This is a genomic window from Desulfatitalea alkaliphila (assembly GCF_022968795.1).
GTDB lineage: Bacteria > Desulfobacterota > Desulfobacteria > Desulfobacterales > Desulfosarcinaceae > Desulfatitalea > Desulfatitalea alkaliphila.
In genome coordinates this window covers 1-18894 of record NZ_JALJRB010000022.1, presented here as the reverse complement: position 1 = coordinate 18894, position 18894 = coordinate 1, and the positions used below count along the sequence as shown (strand labels likewise).

Sequence of the window (18894 nt, the reverse complement as noted above, 5' to 3'; positions counted from 1 at the left end):
TCTCCATGGTGACCGGGGCCGGCGCGATAACCGCCGCACTCCCCGGCGCACACCATGGATGGAGGCGCGACGTCAGGCTTTGCCCATTTCCGCCACCACCTCGTAGGTCTTCTCCAGCGCCGCATCCAGATGCTCGGGTTGGGGGCCGCCGGCCTGGGCCATGTCGGGGCGGCCGCCGCCGCCGCCGCCCACCACCGCCGACAGGGCCTTGACGATCTTGCCCGCCGGATAGCGTTTTTCCAGATCCTTGGTCACCACGACGATCAACAGGGCCTTGCTTTCCAGGGCGCTGCCCAGCACCACGATGCCCGAGCCGATGCGGTCGCGGAAGCGGTCGGCCAGGTCGCGCATGGCCGCCGGCTTGTCCACGGCCACCTTTTTGACCAGCACCTTCACGTCGTTGACCAGGCGCGGCGCATCTTCGCCCGACTGGGCCTTGGCGTCGGCCAGGCCGGCCTTGAGCTGTTCGACCTCCTTTTCCAGGCGCTTCTGGCCGGACAGCATTTGCTGCACCCGGTCCACCGCCTCCTCGGGTCGCACCCGCAGCAGGTGGGCCGCCTCCTGTATGCGGCGCACCGCCTGCTGCACCTGGCGCAGGGCGGCTTCGCCGGTCAGCGCTTCGATGCGGCGCACGCCGGCGGCCACGCTGGTTTCGCCGATGATCTTGAACAGGCCGATGTTGCCGCTGGCTTCGGTGTGGGTGCCGCCGCACAGCTCCTTGCTGAAATCGGCCATGGAGACCACCCGCACCCGGTCGCCGTACTTCTCCTCGAACAGGGCCATGGCCCCCGAGCGCATGGCCTGCTCGGCGTCCATTTCTTCGGTGTGCACCGGCAAATTGGCCCGGATCTCTTCGTTGACCAGGGTTTCGATGCGTTCCAGCTCTTCGGCGGAGACGTGGCTGAAGTGGGTGAAGTCGAAGCGCAGCCGGTCGGGGGCCACCAGGGAGCCGGCCTGTTTGACGTGCTCGCCGAGCACCCGGCGCAGGGCGGTGTGCAGCAGATGGGTGGCGGTGTGGTTGCAGGCCGTGGCGCGCCGTTTGGCGCCGTCCACGGTCAGGGTGACGGTCTGCTCTTTGCCGATGCGGCCCTTGGCCACCCTGCCCTTGTGAATGATCAATCCGGTGGGGTCCTTGACGGTGTTCTCCACCGTCACCTCCAAACCTTCAGCGGTGATGACGCCCTGGTCCCCCACCTGGCCGCCGGACTCGCCGTAAAAGGGGGTGGCGGCGGTCACCACTTCCACTGTTTCGCCTTCCCCGGCATCTTCCACTTCACGGCCGTCCTGCACCAGAAGCAGTACATGGGATTGCATGGAAAGGGTGTTGTAGCCGGTGAACTCCGCCTTGACCGCTTGGGCCGCCAGGGCCTTGTACGCTTCGCCCAGGGTGTCGAAGCTCACTTTGGCGCGGCTGCGCTCCCGCTGGGCCTGCATGTGGGATTCGAAGCCTTTCAGGTCGACGCCCATGCCGGTGTCGCGCACCACATCCTGCACGATGTCCACGGGAAAACCGAAGGTGTCGTAGAGTTTGAAGATCAGCTCGCCGGGGATCTCATTGGCGCCCTTGGCCTTGAGATCGGCCAACGAGTCGTTGAGCAGTCGCAGGCCGGTGTCCAGGGTTTCCATGAAGCGCTGTTCTTCGTTGAGCACAACGTTGCGGATGAAGGGGGCCGCCTCGCTCAGTTCCGGATAGGCCGGTCGCATGATGTCGAAGACCGTCTCCACTGTCCGGTGCAAAAAGGGGCGCTCCAGGCCGATGTTGCGGCCGTAGCGGATGGCCCGCCGCATGATGCGCCGCAGCACGTAGCCGCGCCCTTCGTTGGAGGGCAGTACCCCGTCGTTAATTAGAAAGGCCGCCGCCCGGCTGTGGTCGGCGATCACTTTCATGGCCACGTCCACGGCCTTCTCGCGGCCGAAGGGTTTTGCGGACAACTGCTCGCTATGGGCGATGATGGGCCGCAGCAGATCGGTTTCGAAGTTGGTGTCCACCTGCTGCAGCACCGCCGCCAGACGTTCGAGACCCATGCCGGTGTCGATGCTCGGTTTGGGCAGAGGGGTCATGTTGCCGCTTTCGTCCTGGTAATACTGCATGAAAACCAGGTTCCAGATTTCCAGGAAACGGTCGCACTCGCAGTCCACGCCGCAATCCGGCCGGCCGCAGCCGTAGGCTTCGCCCCGGTCGATGTGGACTTCGCTGCACGGCCCGCAGGGGCCGGTGTCGCCCATGGCCCAGAAATTGTCCTCCTTGCCCAGGCGCACCATGCGCTCGGCGGGTATGCCGATGGCCTTGTGCCACAGGTCGTAGGCCTCGTCGTCGTCGGTGTAGACCGACGCCCAAAGGCGTTCCGCCGGCAGGCCGTAACCGTTGGTGAGCAGGTCCCAGGCAAATTCCACGGCCTTCTCCTTGAAGTAATCGCCGAAGGAGAAATTGCCCAGCATTTCGAAGAAGGTGTGGTGGCGGGCGGTGTACCCCACGTTCTCCAAATCGTTGTGCTTGCCGCCGGCACGCACGCACTTTTGGGAGGTGACGGCACGGTTGTAGTCCCGCTTCTCCTCGCCCATGAAAATCCGCTTGAACTGCACCATGCCGGCGTTGGTGAACAGCAGCGTGGGGTCGTCCCGGGGCACCAGCGAGGAGCTGCGCACCACCCGGTGGTGGTGCTTTTCGAAGTAGTCGAGGAAACGCTTGCGGATTTCATTGCCTGTCATGTTGTCTGCTCCATTAAACCGCTGATTCGTCGTTGAGATGGGCCGCTGCTCATGCTTCCGGTTCAACCGTGGTTTCTTCTTCCGATTCCGACTTCTTCACGATCCCCATGGCCGCGCGCACCTCCTGGTCGATGGCGCTGATCAGGTCGGGGTTGTCGCCGAGGAAGGTCTTCACGTTCTCGCGCCCCTGGCCGATGCGTTCGCCTTTGTAGGAGTACCAGGCACCGCTTTTTTCGATGATGCCGGCCTCCACGCCCACATCCAGCAAATCGCCCACCTGGCTGATGCCCTCGCCGTAGGTGATGTCGAACTCCGCCTCCTTGAAGGGCGGCGCCATTTTGTTCTTCACCACCTTGACCCGGGTGCGGTTGCCCACCACGTCCTGGCCGTTTTTGATGGCGCCGATGCGCCGGATGTCCAGCCGCACCGATGCATAGAACTTCAGGGCGTTGCCGCCGGTGGTGGTCTCGGGGTTGCCGAAGACCACACCGATTTTCATGCGGATCTGGTTGATGAAGATCAGGCAGGTGTTGGTGCGTCCGATGGTGCCGGTCAACTTACGCAGGGCTTGCGACATGAGCCGTGCCTGCAGCCCCATGTGGGAATCGCCCATTTCGCCCTCGATCTCCGCCCGCGGTACCAGGGCGGCCACCGAGTCGATCACCAGCACATCGATGGCGCCGCTGCGCAGCAGCATGTCGGCGATTTCCAAAGCTTGTTCGCCGGTGTCCGGCTGGGACACCAGCAAATCGTCGCAATTGACCCCCAGCCGCTTGGCGTAGCTGGTGTCCAGGGCGTGCTCGGCGTCGATGAAGGCGGCGATGCCCCCCTTTTTCTGGGCATTGGCCACGGCGTGCAGGGCCAGGGTGGTTTTACCCGACGACTCCGGCCCGTAGATCTCCACCACGCGGCCCCGGGGAAAGCCCCCCACCCCCAGCGCCCGGTCCAGGGCGATGGAACCGGTGGAGATCACCGGCACGTCCACGATGGGACGGCTGCCCAACTTCATGATGGCGCCCTTGCCGAACTGTCGCTCGATCTGGCTCATGGCCGATTCGATGGCCTTGGTTCTGTCCACGGATACACTCATTTCCATCTCCCCCACGATTTAGAATCTATGATGTTCTATTGGTAAACCACGCCCACTTCGCAACACACCGGGGGCGACCGTCCTCACCGGGCGTCCGCACACAAGGCCGTCCCTGCCAGAGGCGTGTAAACGGCGCCACGCGGTCGCAATTCACTCCGGTAAAGTACCATCTCCTGCACCTCGAACGGCCGCGGGGCATACCCGCCTGCCGCTTGGAGACCTTGCAGCAAGCGATCCGCGTCCAAACGGGCCTTGATGCGCGCCAGGGTCAAATGGGCCTTGAAGGGCCGGCGCTCCGGCGCGAACCCCACCTCTGCCAGGCGCTCTTCCAACCGCGCCTGCATCCGCCCGAGGGCCTCGGTGGCGCCGCCCAATCCCACCCAGAGCACCTTGGGTGCCCGAATGCCGGGAAACACCCCCATTCCTTGCACCATCAGGGAAAGCGGCGGGGTCTCCCGCCCGGCGGCCTGCATGGCGTCGGTCACTTTCGCAACGCGTTGGGACGGTATCTCCCCGAGAAACTTGAGGGTCAGGTGGATGTTCGCCGGGCGCACCCACCGCAGGTCCAATCCGTGGTCCTTCAATTCGGCCTGCAAATCACCGGCCAAGCGCACCAGGTGGTCCGGCAGCGGGAACGCGATGAATGTGCGAATGGCGTCGCCCATGTTCCGATCGCAACGGTTGATCGCCCCGCCTCAGACCGCCTCCATGGGCAGGGTGAACTGCGGTTCGCCGAGCTGGAAGTTTCCGGCCCGGATCCACTCCTTCAAGGTTTCGGCGATTTCCCGGGCGCGCACCATGCTGGACAGGGGCACCGTCGGGATCGTGTGACCGTCGATGGTGATCGCGCCGCTTTTCAACTCGGCGTAGCTCACTTGTCCCAGACTGGTGGAATCACCGTTGGGGTAGGCTTCGCCGTAATCGATCACCTGGGTGAACAACGCGTCATCGGCCACCCCGGTATACCGGGCCATCTCCTCGTTGAGAATCGGGATGGGCACGCCCAACCCCACCGCCAGGGAACAACCGTACCCTTGAATGCTCACGCCCACCAGCCAACGGGGGCTCATCTGCTTCAAATCCCCCATGACCCACAAGGTGCCCGCCGGCCGCACCGGCGTGCCGTTGGGGGCCCTTTCCACCGTCGGTCGATGCTGGGTGCCGTGCCAGGTGACATAGCCCACCCCGCCGCCCAGGAAGATGCGCGTGCCCAGGCCGATGGTACGGTAGGTCGGATCGTTGAACAGCGGACTGAGGGCGCCGGCGCTGCAATAGTTGGCATTGCCCATGCGGCCTTTGAGGGTGCCCATGTAGGTGTGGATGGTTTTCTTGGTGGAATTGACCGCCACGTTGTAGTTCTGGTAGCCATTGCGCGGATTGCACAAGATGGCGTTGGGCAGATCCTGGAGGGTGACCTTCTTTTCGATGCGGCGATTGGGATAACAGTCGGTGCCGTAGGCCGTGGCTTCCAGATAGACCGTCTTGCCGGCCACCAGGTCCTGGATCACATGCCCGCCGCCGTAGCGGAACTCGCCGGGGTAAACCTTGTTGAGCGGGTCGTCGAGGCACGCCTCGGTGGCCCCCAGATAACAATCCACCGCCGCAACGCCCCCATAGGCCGGCACATTGTTCATCAGCACATGGGAGGCCTTGATGCCCGGCACGCTGTGGCCGAAATTGATCATGGCGCCCGAGGAGCACATGGGGGCGAAGGTGCCCGTGGTGACCACGTCGATCTCCCGGGCCGCAGCCACTGCGCCCTTTTCCTGCACGATGGCCGTCATCTCCTCGGCGGTCACCACCACCACCTCGCCGCTTTTGATTCGGGCGTTGATCTGGGCGAAACTTTTCTCAACCGCGTATTTGGACATTCGCTTGCTCGCTTATGGCTTGGCCACCGCCGCGATCTTGGCGGCGATGTTGTTCTCCACCCACTGGCCGTCCCACCACTCCAGGGGGTTGACGAAGGTGTGGTGCACCAGGATGCTGAAATGCAGATGATCCCCGGCCGCCAACCCGGTCTGCCCGGTCTTGCCGATGACATCCCCTTTGCCCACCATCTGATCCGGCGCGACCGCCATGTGGCTCAAGTGGGCATAGAGGCTGAACAGTCCCATGCCGTGGTCGATCATCACCGTGTTGCCGTAGATGCCCAGGAAGTCCGCGAAAGCCACCCGCCCTGCGTTGGCCGCCGGCACCGGCGCCTGGGCCAGGGAGGCCAGATCGACCCCCAGGTGGTACTGTTCGTCGATCACCCGACCTTTGTAGGTGTAGGTCCGATGATCGGCGAATCCCGCCCGGTTGGCGGCGCCGGGCAGTTGGACAAAGCCGCCCTGCCAGTGGATGCGGTTGTCGGAACGGCCGGCGATGCGCCGGATGGCATCGTTGTTGTCCACCCGCAGCTTGCGGTTGACTTCCAGAAAGATATCGAAATTGGAGGCGCCCGGGGGCACGTCCACCTGATTGAAAAAGGCCGGCATGAGTTGGTCCAGGAACCCGTCGGAAATGGGAAGGGTGTCCCGTTTGAAGCGCCGGGCGTTGATGTGGTGGGGAATGCCGGCGCGTCCCTCGTTGCCCGCCTCGTCGGTGGCGGTCAGGTGAATGGATGTGCCGGGCCCCTGTTCATGGGTCAGGGCGAAAAGGGCCAGGTGGATGGTCCGATCCTCGAAGTGGCCCGCGGCGCCTGGATAGAACTGGTCGTCGACCATTACGCCGCTCACCGGACACGGCTCGGAAAGCCTGTACACCACCAGGCCGGCGCCCCCCTGGGCCACATTGTGTTGCCGGCTGAGCACCTCGATGGCCGGCGGCCGCGTGTCGATGCGCACCGGCGTTTCGACCAGATTGAGATTGCCCTTGCCCCAGCCGCGCAGAGAGTAGTCGCGCACTTCCAACCGCAGCATCGCCGGTCCGTCGGCGATTCCCAGCTCCCGGGGATGGATGGGCACCGCCACGGTGGTCTCGCGGACCGCGCCGCCGGCCCAGATGCCCGCCGAGGGAAAGGTGCGCTCCAGGATCGCCACCTCACGGTCTTCGGTGGCCATGGCGATCCGCACGCTGCGGATCCCGCTTTTGGGATCCGCCACGGCAATCTCCAGGGTCTGCTCGGCACCCAGGGCGGTCCGATCCATGGCCGGTGTCACGGTGGGCGGTCGGCCTTCCATGCGGAAAAACAAAAAAACCGCCAGCGCCACGATCAGCAGGACAAGCAGCGCCCACGGCCAGCGTCGAGGGGTATTCTTTTTAGGATTCAATGGCTTAACAACTCCTTGATTTTGTGAATCAAGTTATGATCATTACCAGCTCCGCAGATCCGAATCAAGGCAAAGTTTAAAAGTTTCGCAGCTTGACTTTTACTAGCCGGCGGTCTAAATGAAAGCCATGCAAACTATTGTACACATAGAAAATGTGCACATCGGCCAGGGGATGCCGCTGGCCATCGTGGCCGGCCCCTGCGTGATCGAGGACGAGGACACCACACGGCGCATCGCCGAGCGGTTGAAGGACCTGGCCGCGCGTTTGCAAATGCCCCTGATCTTCAAGGCCTCCTTCGACAAAGCCAACCGCACCTCGATCCATTCGTACCGGGGGCCGGGCCTGGAAAAGGGGTTGCGCCTCCTGGAAACCATCCGCACCCAATGCGAACTGCCCGTGTTGTCGGACGTCCATGAAATCGCCCAGGTGGTCCCGGCCGCCCAGGTGCTCGATGTGCTGCAGATACCGGCTTTTCTGTGTCGCCAAACCGACTTCCTTCTGGCGGTGGCGCGCACCGGCAAACCGGTGAACATCAAAAAGGGACAATTTCTGGCGCCCTGGGACATCGCCAACATCGTGGACAAGATCGCCTCCGCCGGCAACCGCCGCATTCTGTTGACCGAACGGGGCGCCATGTTCGGCTACAACAACCTGGTGGTGGATTTCCGATCCATACCCATCATGCAGCAACAGACCGGCATGCCGGTAATTTTTGACGCGACCCACAGCGTTCAGCTGCCCGGCGGCGCCGGCAGCAGCTCCGGTGGCCAGCGGGAGCACGCGCCGGTGCTGGCCCGCGCGGCGGTGGCGGCAGGGGCCGACGCCGTCTTCATGGAGGTGCACCCGGACCCGGACAAGGCGTTGTGCGACGGTCCCAACTCCCTGCCCCTGGACACCCTGGAGCCCTTCTGGCGCCAGCTCCAAGCCATCCGCCGAATCCTGCACGACGGAGACGACTGATCCCATGCCCGCCACCGAACGGCTCGAAACCATAGAACTGTTGCTCTTGGACGTGGACGGCGTACTGACCGCCGGCGAGATCATCTACGGCGACAGCGGCGAACAGTTCAAGATTTTCAACGTCAAGGACGGCGTGGGCATCCGCATGCTCAAGGCGGCCGGCATCCAGGTGGGCATCGTCACCGGCCGCTCGGGCGAAGCCCTGCGTCATCGCTGTCGCAACCTGGGCATCGACCTGGTGTTCGACGGCGTCCGCGACAAGGCGCGCCTGCTGGATCCAATCACCACCCGCACCGGCATCGCGCCGCGGCGGATGGCCTTTGTCGGCGACGATCTGCCCGACCTTTCCATCATGACCAAGGTGGGACTGGCCGTGGCCGTGGCCGACGCCCACGAGGCCGTGCGCGCGGCCGCTCACATGACCACCCGCGCCGGCGGCGGCCGCGGTGCGGTGCGCGAAGTGTGCGACGCCCTTCTAAAGGCCCGGGGCCGCTGGGAAGAGATGGTCCAGACGCTTTTCCATGGCTGATCGCAGAAACCTGTTCAAGTGGATCCTGACCGTCACCGCCATTCTGGCCGTGGCCATTCTGATTGCGGTCTTTTTCCAATTCCGCCGCCAACAGGATCAATATGTCGTGCCCCTGCCCGACACGGCCACCCGGGCATTGATGCGGCTGGCCCAACTGCAACAGACCGCCACCAAGGACGGCCGAGTGCAATGGGAGCTGGATGCCGCCGCGGCTGAATTGGAAACCGGCAGTCAGCGCATGATTCTGACCGCGCCGGAAGTGGTGTTTCACACCGAAGAGGGAGACACGGTCCACCTGACCGCCGAACGGGGCGTGCTGAACACGCGCACCAACGATATGGAAGCCAGCGGTAATGTTCGAGTGCGCGACGACCGATATACCTTGGAGACGGAGAAACTGATCTACCGGCACGAGGAACGGCTGCTGGAATCCGATGTGCCGGTTTATATTCATGGTGGCGCAATTCGCCTGCGGGCCGACACCATGGTCTACGATTTGAACACCAACCAGGCCCATTTCGACGGGCATGTGGAGGGATTTCTCTATGAAACCCTGGCGATTCCCTGAAGCCGCGATCTGCGCCCTCATCGGGCTGGCCCTGCTCCTATTCAGCGCGGCCGGCGCCCTGGCCGAGGCGCCGGCAAGCGAGGCGACCGACGAACCCATTGAAATCACCGCCGACCGTCTCATTTCGGACAGCACTGCCCGCACCGCCGAGTTCGTCGGCAATGTGCGGGCCGTTCAAGGCCAAACCGTGATCGATGCCGACCGACTCAAGATACACTACCGCGAAAGCGGCGGCGGGCAGGAGGGGGTGGACACCGAGAGCGTGGAAAGCATCGAGGCCACGGGCCGGGTGCGCATCACCATAGACAACAGAGTTGCCGTCAGTGACAAGGCGGTCTATACTACGATTGACAAAAAACTGGTCCTGACAGGACCGGAATCCCGCATCACCAGCGGCAAGGATACCATCAGCGGCAGCCGGATCACCTTTTTCCGTGAAACGGGGCAGCTGGAGATCGTGGGCGACGACGGCAACCAGGTCAAGGCCACCATCCATTCCGAGGAAAGTGGCTTGAACTGAAGGCAGTGAATTGTTATAACGGCAAGCCCGCACGGCGCGGGCGGCCGACGGATCCAGCATGACCACACTGTCCATCGAACAACTGGCCAAGAGCTACGGCGGCCGCCGAGTGGTGAAGACCGTCAGCCTGACGGTACGTTCGGGCCAAGTGGTGGGGCTGCTGGGACCCAACGGCGCCGGCAAAACCACCACCTTCTACATGACGGTGGGCATGGTGCGGCCGGACGCGGGCAAGGTGCTGCTGGACGATCAGGACATCACCCGCTTGCCCATGTACCTGCGGGCGCGCAAAGGGTTGGGCTATCTGCCGCAGGAAGCGTCGGTGTTTCGCAAATTGACCGTGGAAGATAACATCCTGGCCATTTTGGAAACCATGCCCATCGCCAAGACCGAACGCAAGGAACGCGCCCGCGACCTGCTGGAAGAGTTGGGGATCCATCATCTGGCGAAGCAAAAGGCCGGCTCCCTGTCGGGCGGCGAACGGCGCCGCCTGGAAATCAGCCGGGCGCTGGCCACGCAACCGGCCTTCATTTTGCTGGACGAGCCTTTTGCCGGTATCGACCCGCTGGCCGTGGCCGACATAAAAAAGATCATCGGCCATTTGAAGCAGCGGGACATCGGGATCGTCATCTCCGATCATAATGTGCGGGAAACATTGGAAGCATGTGACGAAGCGTTTATTCTGGCCGAAGGCGAAGTGATCGAGTCCGGTCCGCCGGCGAAAATTGCCGCCAGCGAAATCGCCCGGCGCATCTACCTAGGGGACGAATTCAGGTTGTAACGATGGCCATTGAACTACGACAACAACTCAAACTGACCCAGCAACTGATCATGACGCCCCAGCTGCAGATGGCGATCAAGCTGTTGCAGCTATCCCGTCTGGAGTTGATGGACGCCATCCGCCAGGAGCTGGAGGAGAACCCCACCCTGGAAGAGTCCCAGGAATCGATCTCCAGGGATCAACTCGGCCAGGAGGATCAAGTTCAACCGGCCACGGTGGACAAGCCCCAGGAAGTGACCATCGACGAAAAGATCCCCGGTGACATCGACTGGAGCAACTACATCGACGAGTACAACTCGCCCGGCCGGATCCGGTTCGAGACCGAGGACCGTGACGCGCCCCAGTACGAAGCGTTCATCTCCCACAAGGAATCGTTGACCGACCATCTGCTCTGGCAACTGCTGATGGCCGACCCCAGCCCGGAAGAAGAACGCATCGGCAGCCTGATCATCGGCAACCTGGACACCGACGGTTACTTGAAAACCAGCGCCGCCGATCTGGCCGAGCAAGCCGGTGTGAGCGAAGAGGACATCGAAGAGGTGCTCTTCCTGATGCAAAGCTTCGATCCCGTCGGCGTCTGTGCCCGGGACCTCACCGAATGCCTTCTGCTGCAGGCCCGCCACCTGGGATTGAAGGACACCCTGGTGGGCAAGATCATCAGCGGCCACATCAATCACCTGGAAAACAAAAACTACAAAGCCATCTGCCGCGCCCTCAAGGTCGGTTTGGACGAGGTGATCGCCGCCGTCAACGTCATCACCCAGATGGAGCCCAAACCGGGACGCCAGTTCAGCTCCGAAGAGCCGCAGTACATCACCCCGGACATCTACGTGCACAAAACCGAGGACGGATTCGCCATCGTCATCAACGACGACGGTTTGCCCAAGTTGAAGGTGAACACCTTCTACAAGCAAGCCATCACCCGCGACAAAGACGTGGGCGGCAACGCACGCAACTACATCCAGGACAAACTACGCTCCGCCGCCTGGCTGATCCGCAGCATTCACCAACGCCAGAAAACCATCTACAAAGTGATGGAAAGCATCCTCAAGTACCAGCACGATTTTTTCGACAAGGGCATCGCGCACCTCAAGCCCATGGTACTGCGGGACGTGGCCGAGGATATCGGCATGCACGAATCGACCATCAGCCGGGTCACCACCAACAAATACGCCTACACCCCCCAGGGCATCTTCGAACTGAAATATTTTTTCAACAGCTCCATCAAGCGGGTTCACGGTGAGGCCATCGCCTCGGCCAGCGTGCAGGAAAAGATCCGCCGCCTGATCGAAAGCGAGGATGCCCGCCGCCCCTACTCCGACAGCAAGATGGCGGATCTGCTCAAGGCCGAAAACATCGACATCGCCCGGCGCACAGTGGCCAAGTACCGGGAAATGATGGGTGTTCTGCCCTCGAGCAAACGCAAGCGCTATTCCTGACAGCGGCCATGCAACTGTTGCTTTCCGGTCAATACGATTTACTGTTATAATCAAAGACAACGTGCCGACAACCGTCGACCAAACCAAACGGCAGGATCAACCCAGAAGGAGGCAGTGTCTATGCAAACATCCGTGACCTTCAAGAACCTCGACCCCTCCGACCACCTCAAATCCTACATCAGCGACAAACTCGACCGTTTCGACAAATACCTCTACAATCCCGGTGAGGCCAATGTCGTGCTGTCGGTCGAAAAATTCCGTCACATCGCCGAAGTGAACATCATCGGCGACCGGCTCAATATCGTCGGCAAGGAAGAGACCGAGGACATGTACGCGGCCATCGACATGGTGCTGGACAAACTGGAAAAACAGATCAAGAAAAACAAGCAGAAGGTAAGGGAGCGACGGTCCGGCAAAGGCAAGGCAAAGACGGCCATGGGCGAACCCACCGGTGCCGTGGTCATGGAGGATGACGGCGAACGGCGTGTCATGGTGCAAAACATCGAATACAAACCCATGGACGTGGACGAGGCCGTCATGCAGATGGATTTGGTCGACAACAACTTTCTGGTGTTCACCAACGCCCGTTCGGATCGTGTCAACGTGCTCTACCGGCGCAAGGACGGCAACTACGGGTTGATTCAACCCAATCCATGAGAACGCTTTGCAACGTGGTCATCCGTCAAGGGTGGCTTGCGGTTGGGGTCAAGCCCGCAAGTTGCTGAATACGGATGGACACTGAAACGAAAACCATCCGACCTTCATACTTCCGTCGAATGGACCAATCGGGCCTTTCCGGGCATAACGGCTGTGATCCACATCCAGCCACCGGAAAGGCCCACGCGATGAAACAACGGTGATGCGGTATGAAGCTATTGGAAGTGCTCCACCCGGAGGCCATCAACATCGATCTGCGCGCCAGGGACAAAAAGACGGTGCTCGACGAATTGGCGGCCCCCGTAGCCCGCATAACCGGCACACCCCAAGATGAGCTGGTGCGGGTGCTCATGGAACGGGAGCGCCTGGGCAGCACCGGCATCGGCGGCGGCATCGGCATCCCCCACGGCAAGCTGCAAGGATTGCCGTCCTTGCTGGTGGGCTTCGGATTGAGCCGGCACGGCGTGGCTTTCGAATCGATGGACGGGCGGCCCACCCATCTCTTTTTCCTGTTGCTCTCACCGGAAAACGAAGCGGGCCAACACTTGAAACTGTTGGCCCGCATATCGCGCCTGCTCAAGCAGGAGGAGTTCAAATCACAGCTCATGCAGGCCGCATCCACCGAAGCGGTCCTGGAAATCATCGGCGAAACGGACGAAGCGTTCTGACACCCAAACATTGAACCGGGCTTGGGAAGGCGGCGAAAAATGCCTGCACCCCGCCCCGAACCACTAACCACCACCGTCTAACGGCATGCAACCACGCACCATCATCATCGTTACCGGATCCTCCGGCTCCGGCAAAAGCACGGCCCTGGCCACCTTCGAAGACGCCGGCTTTTTCTGCGTCGACAACATGCCGGTGGGCCTGATGCCCCCTTTTCTGCAACAAGCCGCCGAGCAGGCCGCCGACAACGATGTGGCCGGATGGGCCTTCGGCATGGACCTGCGCGACAGGCACTTTCTCGACGGCCACGGCCGGATGCTCGCCGATTTGAAAAACAAAGGGTACCAGGCCAAAATCGTCTTCCTGGATGCCGACGACCAGGTGCTGCTGCGACGCTACAACCAGACCCGGCGCCACCACCCCTTGGGGCGGGACGGCAGCCTGCTGGAGGCCGTGCGCGCCGAGAAACACCAACTGCAGCCCCTGCGCAAAACCGCCGACCATGTCATCGACACCACCCACCTGAGCGTCCATGAACTCAAGTTCGCCATTTTCAATATCGCCCGGCAATACACCGCCATCACCGGCATGGCCATCAACGTCATCTCCTTCGGCTTCAAATACGGCACCCCGGCCGAAGCCGACCTCCTGATCGATGTGCGCTTTCTGAAAAACCCCTACTTCGTGCCGGAACTCAAACCCCTGGACGGCGAATCGGATCAAATTCGGGAATTTGTCTTGCAAGATCCGCAGACGGGCTTATTTTTGGAATCTTACTTGAAATTGCTCGATCAACTGATTCCCCTGTACGTCAAGGAAGGCAAGGCTTACCTCACCCTTGCCATCGGCTGCACCGGCGGAAGGCACCGTTCCGTGGTCATCGCCCAGCAGGTCTATGATCACATTCGCCTCACCCAACCCACCGTGCGCCTGATGCATCGCGACATCCGTTTCGGTTGACCGCGGCCCGTCATCACCCTTGACCTCGGGCATGAATTGTGGCTTAACGCCCCTAACCCATATACCGGAAGATATTTCCAATCGCCTCCGGGTGGACACAGGATGCAAACAAAGGACAACACAACCAAAATGATAGGAATCCTCATCGTCAGCCACAGACAACTGGGCGACGCCTTGATCGATTGCGTCGAATTCATCCTCGGGGAACCGCCCCCCGCCTTGATGGCGGTATCCATCGATCTGCGCGAAAACGCCGCCGCCCTGCGCGCCAAAATCGAAAAAGGGATCAAACAGTTGAACAGCGGCACGGGAGTGCTGATCATGACCGACATGTTCGGCGGTACGCCCTCCAACCTCAGCTACGCTTTCCTGGACGAGGGCCACATCGAGGTCATTTCGGGCGTCAATCTGCCCATGGTGATCAAAGCCATCAGCCTGCGCAAAAACAAAGGGTTGACGGAGTTGGCCCAATCCCTGGAAAATTTCGGCAAGAAGAGCATCTCCTTGGCCAGCGGCATATTGAAAGGGAACAAGCGCAGTACGGGCTGATTCCCGAACGGTTTCTTTGTCAAGTGCGATACCTGCGCCACGAGCAGTTTCAAATGTTCCGTTTGGGTGCCCGGCGAAGGCACGGGGAAAATGGCATTATTGCCATCGGCCCGCCATTGCCGTTTGAAATTCGTCAAACTCACAACTCTCGCTGCGACCTCGCGGTAGCGTCTTTACGGCGAGCAAAAAAGGAGGAACGATGTCCGTCAAAGTTGCAATCAACGGTTTCGGCAGAATCGGCCGCATGGTGTTTCGTGCGGCTCTGAAACACTCCGACGTGTCGGTGGTGGCCATCAACGATCTGACAGATGCGGCCACCATGGCCCACCTGCTCACCTACGACTCGGTACACGGCAAGCTGAGCAACAATATCCGTGCCGAGGAGAAAGCCATCGTCGTTGACGATCAACGCATCTCCTACACCGCCCACCGCGACCCCGCCGAACTGCCGTGGAAGGAGCTGGGCGTGGACATCGTCATGGAGTGCACCGGCCTGTTCCGGGATCGCGACAGTGCCGCCAAGCATCTGACCGCCGGCGCGCGCAAGGTGATCATCTCGGCCCCCGCCAAGGAGCCGGATCACACCATTGTCATGGGCGTCAACCACACCACCTATGATCCGCGCCAGCACCACGTCATCTCCAACGCCTCGTGCACCACCAACTGCCTGGCCCCCGTGGCCAAAGTACTGCTGGAGAACTTCGGCATCAAAAACGGCCTGATGACCACCATCCACTCCTATACCGGTGACCAGCGCCTGCTCGACTTTCCCCACAAGGACCTGCGCCGGGCCCGCGCCGCGGCCCTGTCCATGATCCCCACCACCACCGGCGCCGCCAAGGCAGTTGCCCTGGTGTTGCCCGAACTGGCCGGCAAGCTCAACGGCCTGGCCATCCGCGTGCCCACCCCCAACGTCTCCTTGGTGGACGTGGTGGTCAACATCGGCAAAAGCGGTGTCACCACCTCGGAAGTCAACCAGGCCTTGAAAGCCGCCGCCGAAGGCGAGATGGCCGGCATTCTGGGCTTCAGCGAACTGCCCCTGGTCTCCAGCGACTTCAACGGCAGCACCCTCTCCTCCATCGTGGATGCCGACACCACCTATGTCATCGACCAGATGGTCAAGGTGCTCTCGTGGTACGACAACGAAGCCGGCTATTCCCATCGCATGGTGGACCTGGCCGCCATGGTGGGCGCCGCCCTGTAAGGAACCGCCAAAAGCGTGTCCATCCTAAACGGAGGCCTGTCCGCCACCGTGCGCACAGCGACGGCGGACAGCCGCCGGATGCCGTTTCCGGCCGGACACCAAACAATGGAGGAACACAATGCCAACGCGCCGTCCCCTCATCGCCGGCAACTGGAAAATGCACAAAACCGGCGAAGAGGCCGTCCAGACCGTCCAACAGCTCAAATCCCTGGTGGCCGACGTCCAGGATGTCGAAGTGATGGTGGCCCCACCCTTCACCGCCCTGGCGCCGGTGGCCCAAGCCCTGGCCGGCAGCACCATCGCCCTGGGGGGCCAGAACATGCACTGGGAATCCAAGGGCGCCTTCACCGGTGAAATCGCCCCCGGCATGCTGGTGGCCGCCGGATGCCGCTACGTCATTATCGGTCATTCCGAACGGCGCCAATTCTTCGGTGAGACCGACACCACCGTCAACCAAAAAATCCGGGCCGCCCTGACCGCCGACCTGCAGCCCGTTTTCTGCATCGGCGAAAGCGAAGCCCAGCGCGAGGCAGGTCAAACATTTTCTGTACTTGACAAACAGGTCCAAAACGGTTTAGAAGGCCTATTTTCGCAGGATCTGCAATCGTTGGTCGTGGCCTACGAACCGGTCTGGGCCATCGGCACCGGCAAAACCGCCACCAAGGAACAAGCTCAGGAAGTGCATGCCCATGTGCGACAATTGATCGCCGACACCGTGGACAAGCACCTGGCCGAAACGATGCGCATCCTGTACGGCGGAAGCGTCAACCCCGGAAATGTCAAGGCGTTGATGGCCATGCCCGATGTGGATGGCGCCCTGGTCGGCGGCGCCAGCCTCGACCCAGAAACGTTTAGCCAACTGGTGCACTACCAGGGCTGAAATGGATTGAAAAAATGTCGCTATTGCTCGTTGCCGTTCACGTTTTCGTGTGTATCGCTCTGATACTCATCGTCTTGCTGCAGACAGGCAAAGGCGCCGACATGGGCGCCGCCTTCGGCGGCGGCGCCAGCCAGACCCTCTTCGGCACCACCGGCGCCTCCACCTTTCTAAGCAAGGCCACCACCGCCGCGGCCGTGGTATTCATGCTGACATCCCTGATGCTGGCCTACATGGCCGGCAACCGCAGCGAAGGGCGCCTGCTGTCCGACACGCCGCCGCCCGCCGTGCAGACCCAAACCACCACGGAAACCCCCGTGGCGGTTCCACCACCGGCCGACACCGTCGCGCCACCGCCGGAAACCCAACCACCGGCCACCGGGGAGTAACGCTGCAAGCGAAATCACAAAGAACCATGACAAGAAACACCTAAGGGAATAACGAACGCACCATGACAAAATCCTTGCCGAAGTGGTGGAACTTGGTAGACACGCTATCTTGAGGGGGTAGTGGGGCAACCCGTGCCGGTTCAAGTCCGGCCTTCGGCACCACCGAATTTGAGGCCTACTGTACCAACAGTAGGCCTCTGTTATTTATAGAATAAAGCCTCATTTCGACCCAATCCGTCTGTTATCCACAACACTTACACACTTTGACTGACGGAGGTCAAAAAATGAGGCACTCTGAGAGCGGACTCGTAACTTGATGGATTCGCAGCCAAGTAAAATGATGGATTTGCAAGGCAGATAAAGGGATGCGCTTGCGCGTCTGATTGGATTGGGTTTTTTTAGGAATGGGCAGGAAGTCTTGAATAAGCAACGAAGCGCCTGAGTTGATTATGCGACCGGACCATGACGGGCCAAAAACCCGATTAAAACATTCCAACACACCATTGGAATGCAACCGTCAGGCTGATTTGCATACCACGCGCCATCCATGAGGCTTAGGCAACTATTGAACTTCAACAATTTATAGGAACTAATTTTCTCATTATTAACAACTTTTCATACCACACGCCATAGCTTGTTAAATTTGTCACCGCCCTAACTTCTTGTTTATATATATTTAAACTCCTTGTTGAGAAAACGATCGTCAGCCGCATGATTTTTGCATGTTTACCCCTAAGTTCTAAAGGATCAACAATCGAGAAAAAGCCAAACCTGTCGCGAGATAGGGACGGAAAACCACGGGTCTCATAGGGGCAAGCGCCACAGACCTCGTCGTGAGAAAGCCGAGTTGCCTTGGATGGTGACTTGGCTTTTGTTTTTTTATCGAGATCACGTTTCAGCGCTGATCTGTGTCTACATTAAATGAAAGGGGGAAATAGGATGAAAATAAAAACTGTCTTAATACTCTTTATAATTAGTGGCTTTTTGGGAATGTCGGTTAATTGTTATGCACTTTCATACACTGAGCCTCCGGATTTGGACGGCCAATATATTGGCAGTATCGGTTTAGGGGTAAACACAGTAAGTGGAAGCATATTCGCTGATGCAACCAATTTGGTCGAAGGGTCATCACAGCTTGATCCCTCCGATTATGATCTGGACGACTTTTATTTTGTTATCGATTCCGGTTTATTCCTAAATTCTATAGACTTAACCTTTGACACTACTTACATCGACGGTGGCACTATAGGGGCTATGGGCGCATTTGCCTCATATGCTATAAAAGATGAACAAGGTGTTGATATTGCTTACAATGGTACGGTAGATGTTATGAATTCCGGCACCATTGAATTGTTCTCCGATTTGAATTTAGGGGCGGGTTTATATCTTTTTGATAACACTAACCTTAATCTATTTAGAAATGATCAATTTTCTACTAATTATACTCTGACGTTTCAAGTCGCACCAACAGCTCCAGTGCCAGAACCAGCAACCATGCTGCTCCTTGGGGCTGGCTTAATCGGCCTTGCGGGGGCAAACAGAAAAAGGTTGTTAAAGGGAAAATAAATCTCAGTCTCTCGAGGGTAGGATCTCAAAAATTAAGGATTTATAGACGGAAGCCCCCTACTACGAACCGGCCAAGGAAAGCGAGGGGGCTCCATCTTTTTTCCCTCGACGTTCTTGTCCATTTTTCCTCATTTTGCCATCATTTTTTGAGTCCGTGCTCACAGATCCATCTACA

The 18894-nt window shown here is 60.2% G+C and carries 19 protein-coding genes, 1 tRNA gene and 1 riboswitch; of the genes, 15 read left to right on the top strand and 5 right to left on the bottom strand.

What is annotated here, in order from left to right:
- Nucleotides 1-72: 72 nt before the first annotated feature.
- From alaS to MRX98_RS16475, 5 genes are all read right to left on the bottom strand, one after another.
- The gene (gene alaS / locus MRX98_RS16495) at nucleotides 73-2709 is read right to left on the bottom strand and encodes an alanine--tRNA ligase (protein WP_246912515.1); all 2637 of its coding nucleotides are present in this window, start codon (nucleotides 2707-2709) and stop codon (nucleotides 73-75) included.
- A gap of 49 nt (nucleotides 2710-2758) precedes the next feature.
- Nucleotides 2759-3799, bottom strand: coding sequence for a recombinase RecA (recA, locus tag MRX98_RS16490; protein ID WP_246912513.1), 1041 nt, complete (start codon nucleotides 3797-3799; stop codon nucleotides 2759-2761).
- 83 nt (nucleotides 3800-3882) lie between these two features.
- Complete coding sequence (gene thpR, locus MRX98_RS16485; RefSeq protein ID WP_246912508.1) at nucleotides 3883-4464, bottom strand: RNA 2',3'-cyclic phosphodiesterase; 582 nt, start codon at nucleotides 4462-4464, stop codon at nucleotides 3883-3885.
- Between the two features lie 30 nt (nucleotides 4465-4494).
- On the bottom strand, nucleotides 4495-5670 hold the full coding sequence (locus MRX98_RS16480) for a homocysteine biosynthesis protein (RefSeq protein ID WP_246912504.1): 1176 nt from the start codon (nucleotides 5668-5670) through the stop codon (nucleotides 4495-4497).
- Nucleotides 5671-5682: 12 nt separating this feature from the next.
- Complete coding sequence (locus MRX98_RS16475; protein ID WP_246912501.1) at nucleotides 5683-7053, bottom strand: M23 family metallopeptidase; 1371 nt, start codon at nucleotides 7051-7053, stop codon at nucleotides 5683-5685.
- Between the two features lie 127 nt (nucleotides 7054-7180).
- Between MRX98_RS16475 and kdsA the strand changes: the two genes are divergently transcribed.
- From kdsA to MRX98_RS16400, 15 genes are all read left to right on the top strand, one after another.
- Nucleotides 7181-8014 (top strand): 3-deoxy-8-phosphooctulonate synthase, encoded by an 834-nt coding sequence (gene kdsA / locus MRX98_RS16470; RefSeq protein ID WP_246912498.1) that lies wholly within the window; start codon nucleotides 7181-7183, stop codon nucleotides 8012-8014.
- 4 nt (nucleotides 8015-8018) lie between these two features.
- Nucleotides 8019-8543 carry a KdsC family phosphatase gene (locus MRX98_RS16465; protein ID WP_246912495.1) on the top strand — a complete coding sequence of 175 codons (525 nt, stop codon included), beginning with the start codon at nucleotides 8019-8021 and terminating at the stop codon, nucleotides 8541-8543.
- Nucleotides 8536-9111, top strand: a complete 576-nt coding sequence (gene lptC, locus MRX98_RS16460) for an LPS export ABC transporter periplasmic protein LptC (RefSeq protein ID WP_246912492.1) — start codon at nucleotides 8536-8538, stop codon at nucleotides 9109-9111. The genes MRX98_RS16465 and lptC overlap by 8 nt, the downstream gene beginning before the upstream one ends.
- Complete coding sequence (gene lptA / locus MRX98_RS16455; protein WP_246912490.1) at nucleotides 9089-9631, top strand: lipopolysaccharide transport periplasmic protein LptA; 543 nt, start codon at nucleotides 9089-9091, stop codon at nucleotides 9629-9631. Before lptC ends, lptA begins: the two co-directional genes overlap by 23 nt.
- Before the next feature lie 58 nt (nucleotides 9632-9689).
- Nucleotides 9690-10412 carry an LPS export ABC transporter ATP-binding protein gene (gene lptB, locus MRX98_RS16450; protein ID WP_246912488.1) on the top strand — a complete coding sequence of 241 codons (723 nt, stop codon included), beginning with the start codon at nucleotides 9690-9692 and terminating at the stop codon, nucleotides 10410-10412.
- A 2-nt stretch (nucleotides 10413-10414) separates the two neighbouring features.
- Nucleotides 10415-11851 (top strand): RNA polymerase factor sigma-54, encoded by a 1437-nt coding sequence (gene rpoN, locus MRX98_RS16445; RefSeq protein ID WP_246912486.1) that lies wholly within the window; start codon nucleotides 10415-10417, stop codon nucleotides 11849-11851.
- A 120-nt stretch (nucleotides 11852-11971) separates the two neighbouring features.
- Nucleotides 11972-12508: a ribosome hibernation-promoting factor, HPF/YfiA family gene (gene hpf, locus MRX98_RS16440; RefSeq protein WP_246912484.1), complete on the top strand. Its 537-nt coding sequence runs from the start codon at nucleotides 11972-11974 to the stop codon at nucleotides 12506-12508.
- Between the two features lie 209 nt (nucleotides 12509-12717).
- On the top strand, nucleotides 12718-13176 hold the full coding sequence (locus tag MRX98_RS16435) for a PTS sugar transporter subunit IIA (protein ID WP_246912475.1): 459 nt from the start codon (nucleotides 12718-12720) through the stop codon (nucleotides 13174-13176).
- Between the two features lie 85 nt (nucleotides 13177-13261).
- Entirely contained in the window at nucleotides 13262-14134 is an 873-nt protein-coding gene (gene rapZ / locus MRX98_RS16430) for an RNase adapter RapZ (protein ID WP_246912473.1), read from the top strand.
- 129 nt (nucleotides 14135-14263) lie between these two features.
- A complete protein-coding gene (locus MRX98_RS16425) occupies nucleotides 14264-14683 on the top strand; it encodes a PTS sugar transporter subunit IIA (RefSeq protein WP_246912470.1) in 420 nt (139 codons plus the stop codon).
- Between the two features lie 199 nt (nucleotides 14684-14882).
- On the top strand, nucleotides 14883-15887 hold the full coding sequence (gap, locus tag MRX98_RS16420; RefSeq protein ID WP_246912458.1) for a type I glyceraldehyde-3-phosphate dehydrogenase: 1005 nt from the start codon (nucleotides 14883-14885) through the stop codon (nucleotides 15885-15887).
- A gap of 118 nt (nucleotides 15888-16005) precedes the next feature.
- Entirely contained in the window at nucleotides 16006-16767 is a 762-nt protein-coding gene (tpiA, locus tag MRX98_RS16415; protein ID WP_246912449.1) for a triose-phosphate isomerase, read from the top strand.
- A gap of 14 nt (nucleotides 16768-16781) precedes the next feature.
- Nucleotides 16782-17153 carry a preprotein translocase subunit SecG gene (gene secG, locus MRX98_RS16410; protein WP_246912440.1) on the top strand — a complete coding sequence of 124 codons (372 nt, stop codon included), beginning with the start codon at nucleotides 16782-16784 and terminating at the stop codon, nucleotides 17151-17153.
- Nucleotides 17154-17229: 76 nt separating this feature from the next.
- Nucleotides 17230-17315, top strand: a tRNA-Leu gene (locus tag MRX98_RS16405).
- A gap of 592 nt (nucleotides 17316-17907) precedes the next feature.
- A riboswitch (cyclic di-GMP riboswitch) is annotated at nucleotides 17908-18008 on the top strand.
- Between the two features lie 84 nt (nucleotides 18009-18092).
- Nucleotides 18093-18719 (top strand): PEP-CTERM sorting domain-containing protein, encoded by a 627-nt coding sequence (locus tag MRX98_RS16400; protein ID WP_246912438.1) that lies wholly within the window; start codon nucleotides 18093-18095, stop codon nucleotides 18717-18719.
- Nucleotides 18720-18894: the final 175 nt, after the last annotated feature.

What these genes read in the sequence shown, in the direction of transcription:
- alaS (WP_246912515.1), bottom strand. Translation starts at nt 2,709, where the DNA reads ATGACAGGCAATGAAATCCGCAAGCGTTTCCTCGACTACTTCGAAAAG.
- recA (WP_246912513.1), bottom strand. Translation starts at nt 3,799, where the DNA reads ATGAGTGTATCCGTGGACAGAACCAAGGCCATCGAATCGGCCATGAGC.
- thpR (WP_246912508.1), bottom strand. Translation starts at nt 4,464, where the DNA reads ATGGGCGACGCCATTCGCACATTCATCGCGTTCCCGCTGCCGGACCAC.
- MRX98_RS16480 (WP_246912504.1), bottom strand. Translation starts at nt 5,670, where the DNA reads ATGTCCAAATACGCGGTTGAGAAAAGTTTCGCCCAGATCAACGCCCGA.
- kdsA (WP_246912498.1), top strand. Translation starts at nt 7,181, where the DNA reads ATGCAAACTATTGTACACATAGAAAATGTGCACATCGGCCAGGGGATG.
- MRX98_RS16465 (WP_246912495.1), top strand. Translation starts at nt 8,019, where the DNA reads ATGCCCGCCACCGAACGGCTCGAAACCATAGAACTGTTGCTCTTGGAC.
- lptC (WP_246912492.1), top strand. Translation starts at nt 8,536, where the DNA reads ATGGCTGATCGCAGAAACCTGTTCAAGTGGATCCTGACCGTCACCGCC.
- lptA (WP_246912490.1), top strand. Translation starts at nt 9,089, where the DNA reads ATGAAACCCTGGCGATTCCCTGAAGCCGCGATCTGCGCCCTCATCGGG.
- lptB (WP_246912488.1), top strand. Translation starts at nt 9,690, where the DNA reads ATGACCACACTGTCCATCGAACAACTGGCCAAGAGCTACGGCGGCCGC.
- rpoN (WP_246912486.1), top strand. Translation starts at nt 10,415, where the DNA reads ATGGCCATTGAACTACGACAACAACTCAAACTGACCCAGCAACTGATC.
- hpf (WP_246912484.1), top strand. Translation starts at nt 11,972, where the DNA reads ATGCAAACATCCGTGACCTTCAAGAACCTCGACCCCTCCGACCACCTC.
- MRX98_RS16435 (WP_246912475.1), top strand. Translation starts at nt 12,718, where the DNA reads ATGAAGCTATTGGAAGTGCTCCACCCGGAGGCCATCAACATCGATCTG.
- rapZ (WP_246912473.1), top strand. Translation starts at nt 13,262, where the DNA reads ATGCAACCACGCACCATCATCATCGTTACCGGATCCTCCGGCTCCGGC.
- MRX98_RS16425 (WP_246912470.1), top strand. Translation starts at nt 14,264, where the DNA reads ATGATAGGAATCCTCATCGTCAGCCACAGACAACTGGGCGACGCCTTG.
- gap (WP_246912458.1), top strand. Translation starts at nt 14,883, where the DNA reads ATGTCCGTCAAAGTTGCAATCAACGGTTTCGGCAGAATCGGCCGCATG.
- tpiA (WP_246912449.1), top strand. Translation starts at nt 16,006, where the DNA reads ATGCCAACGCGCCGTCCCCTCATCGCCGGCAACTGGAAAATGCACAAA.
- secG (WP_246912440.1), top strand. Translation starts at nt 16,782, where the DNA reads ATGTCGCTATTGCTCGTTGCCGTTCACGTTTTCGTGTGTATCGCTCTG.
- MRX98_RS16400 (WP_246912438.1), top strand. Translation starts at nt 18,093, where the DNA reads ATGAAAATAAAAACTGTCTTAATACTCTTTATAATTAGTGGCTTTTTG.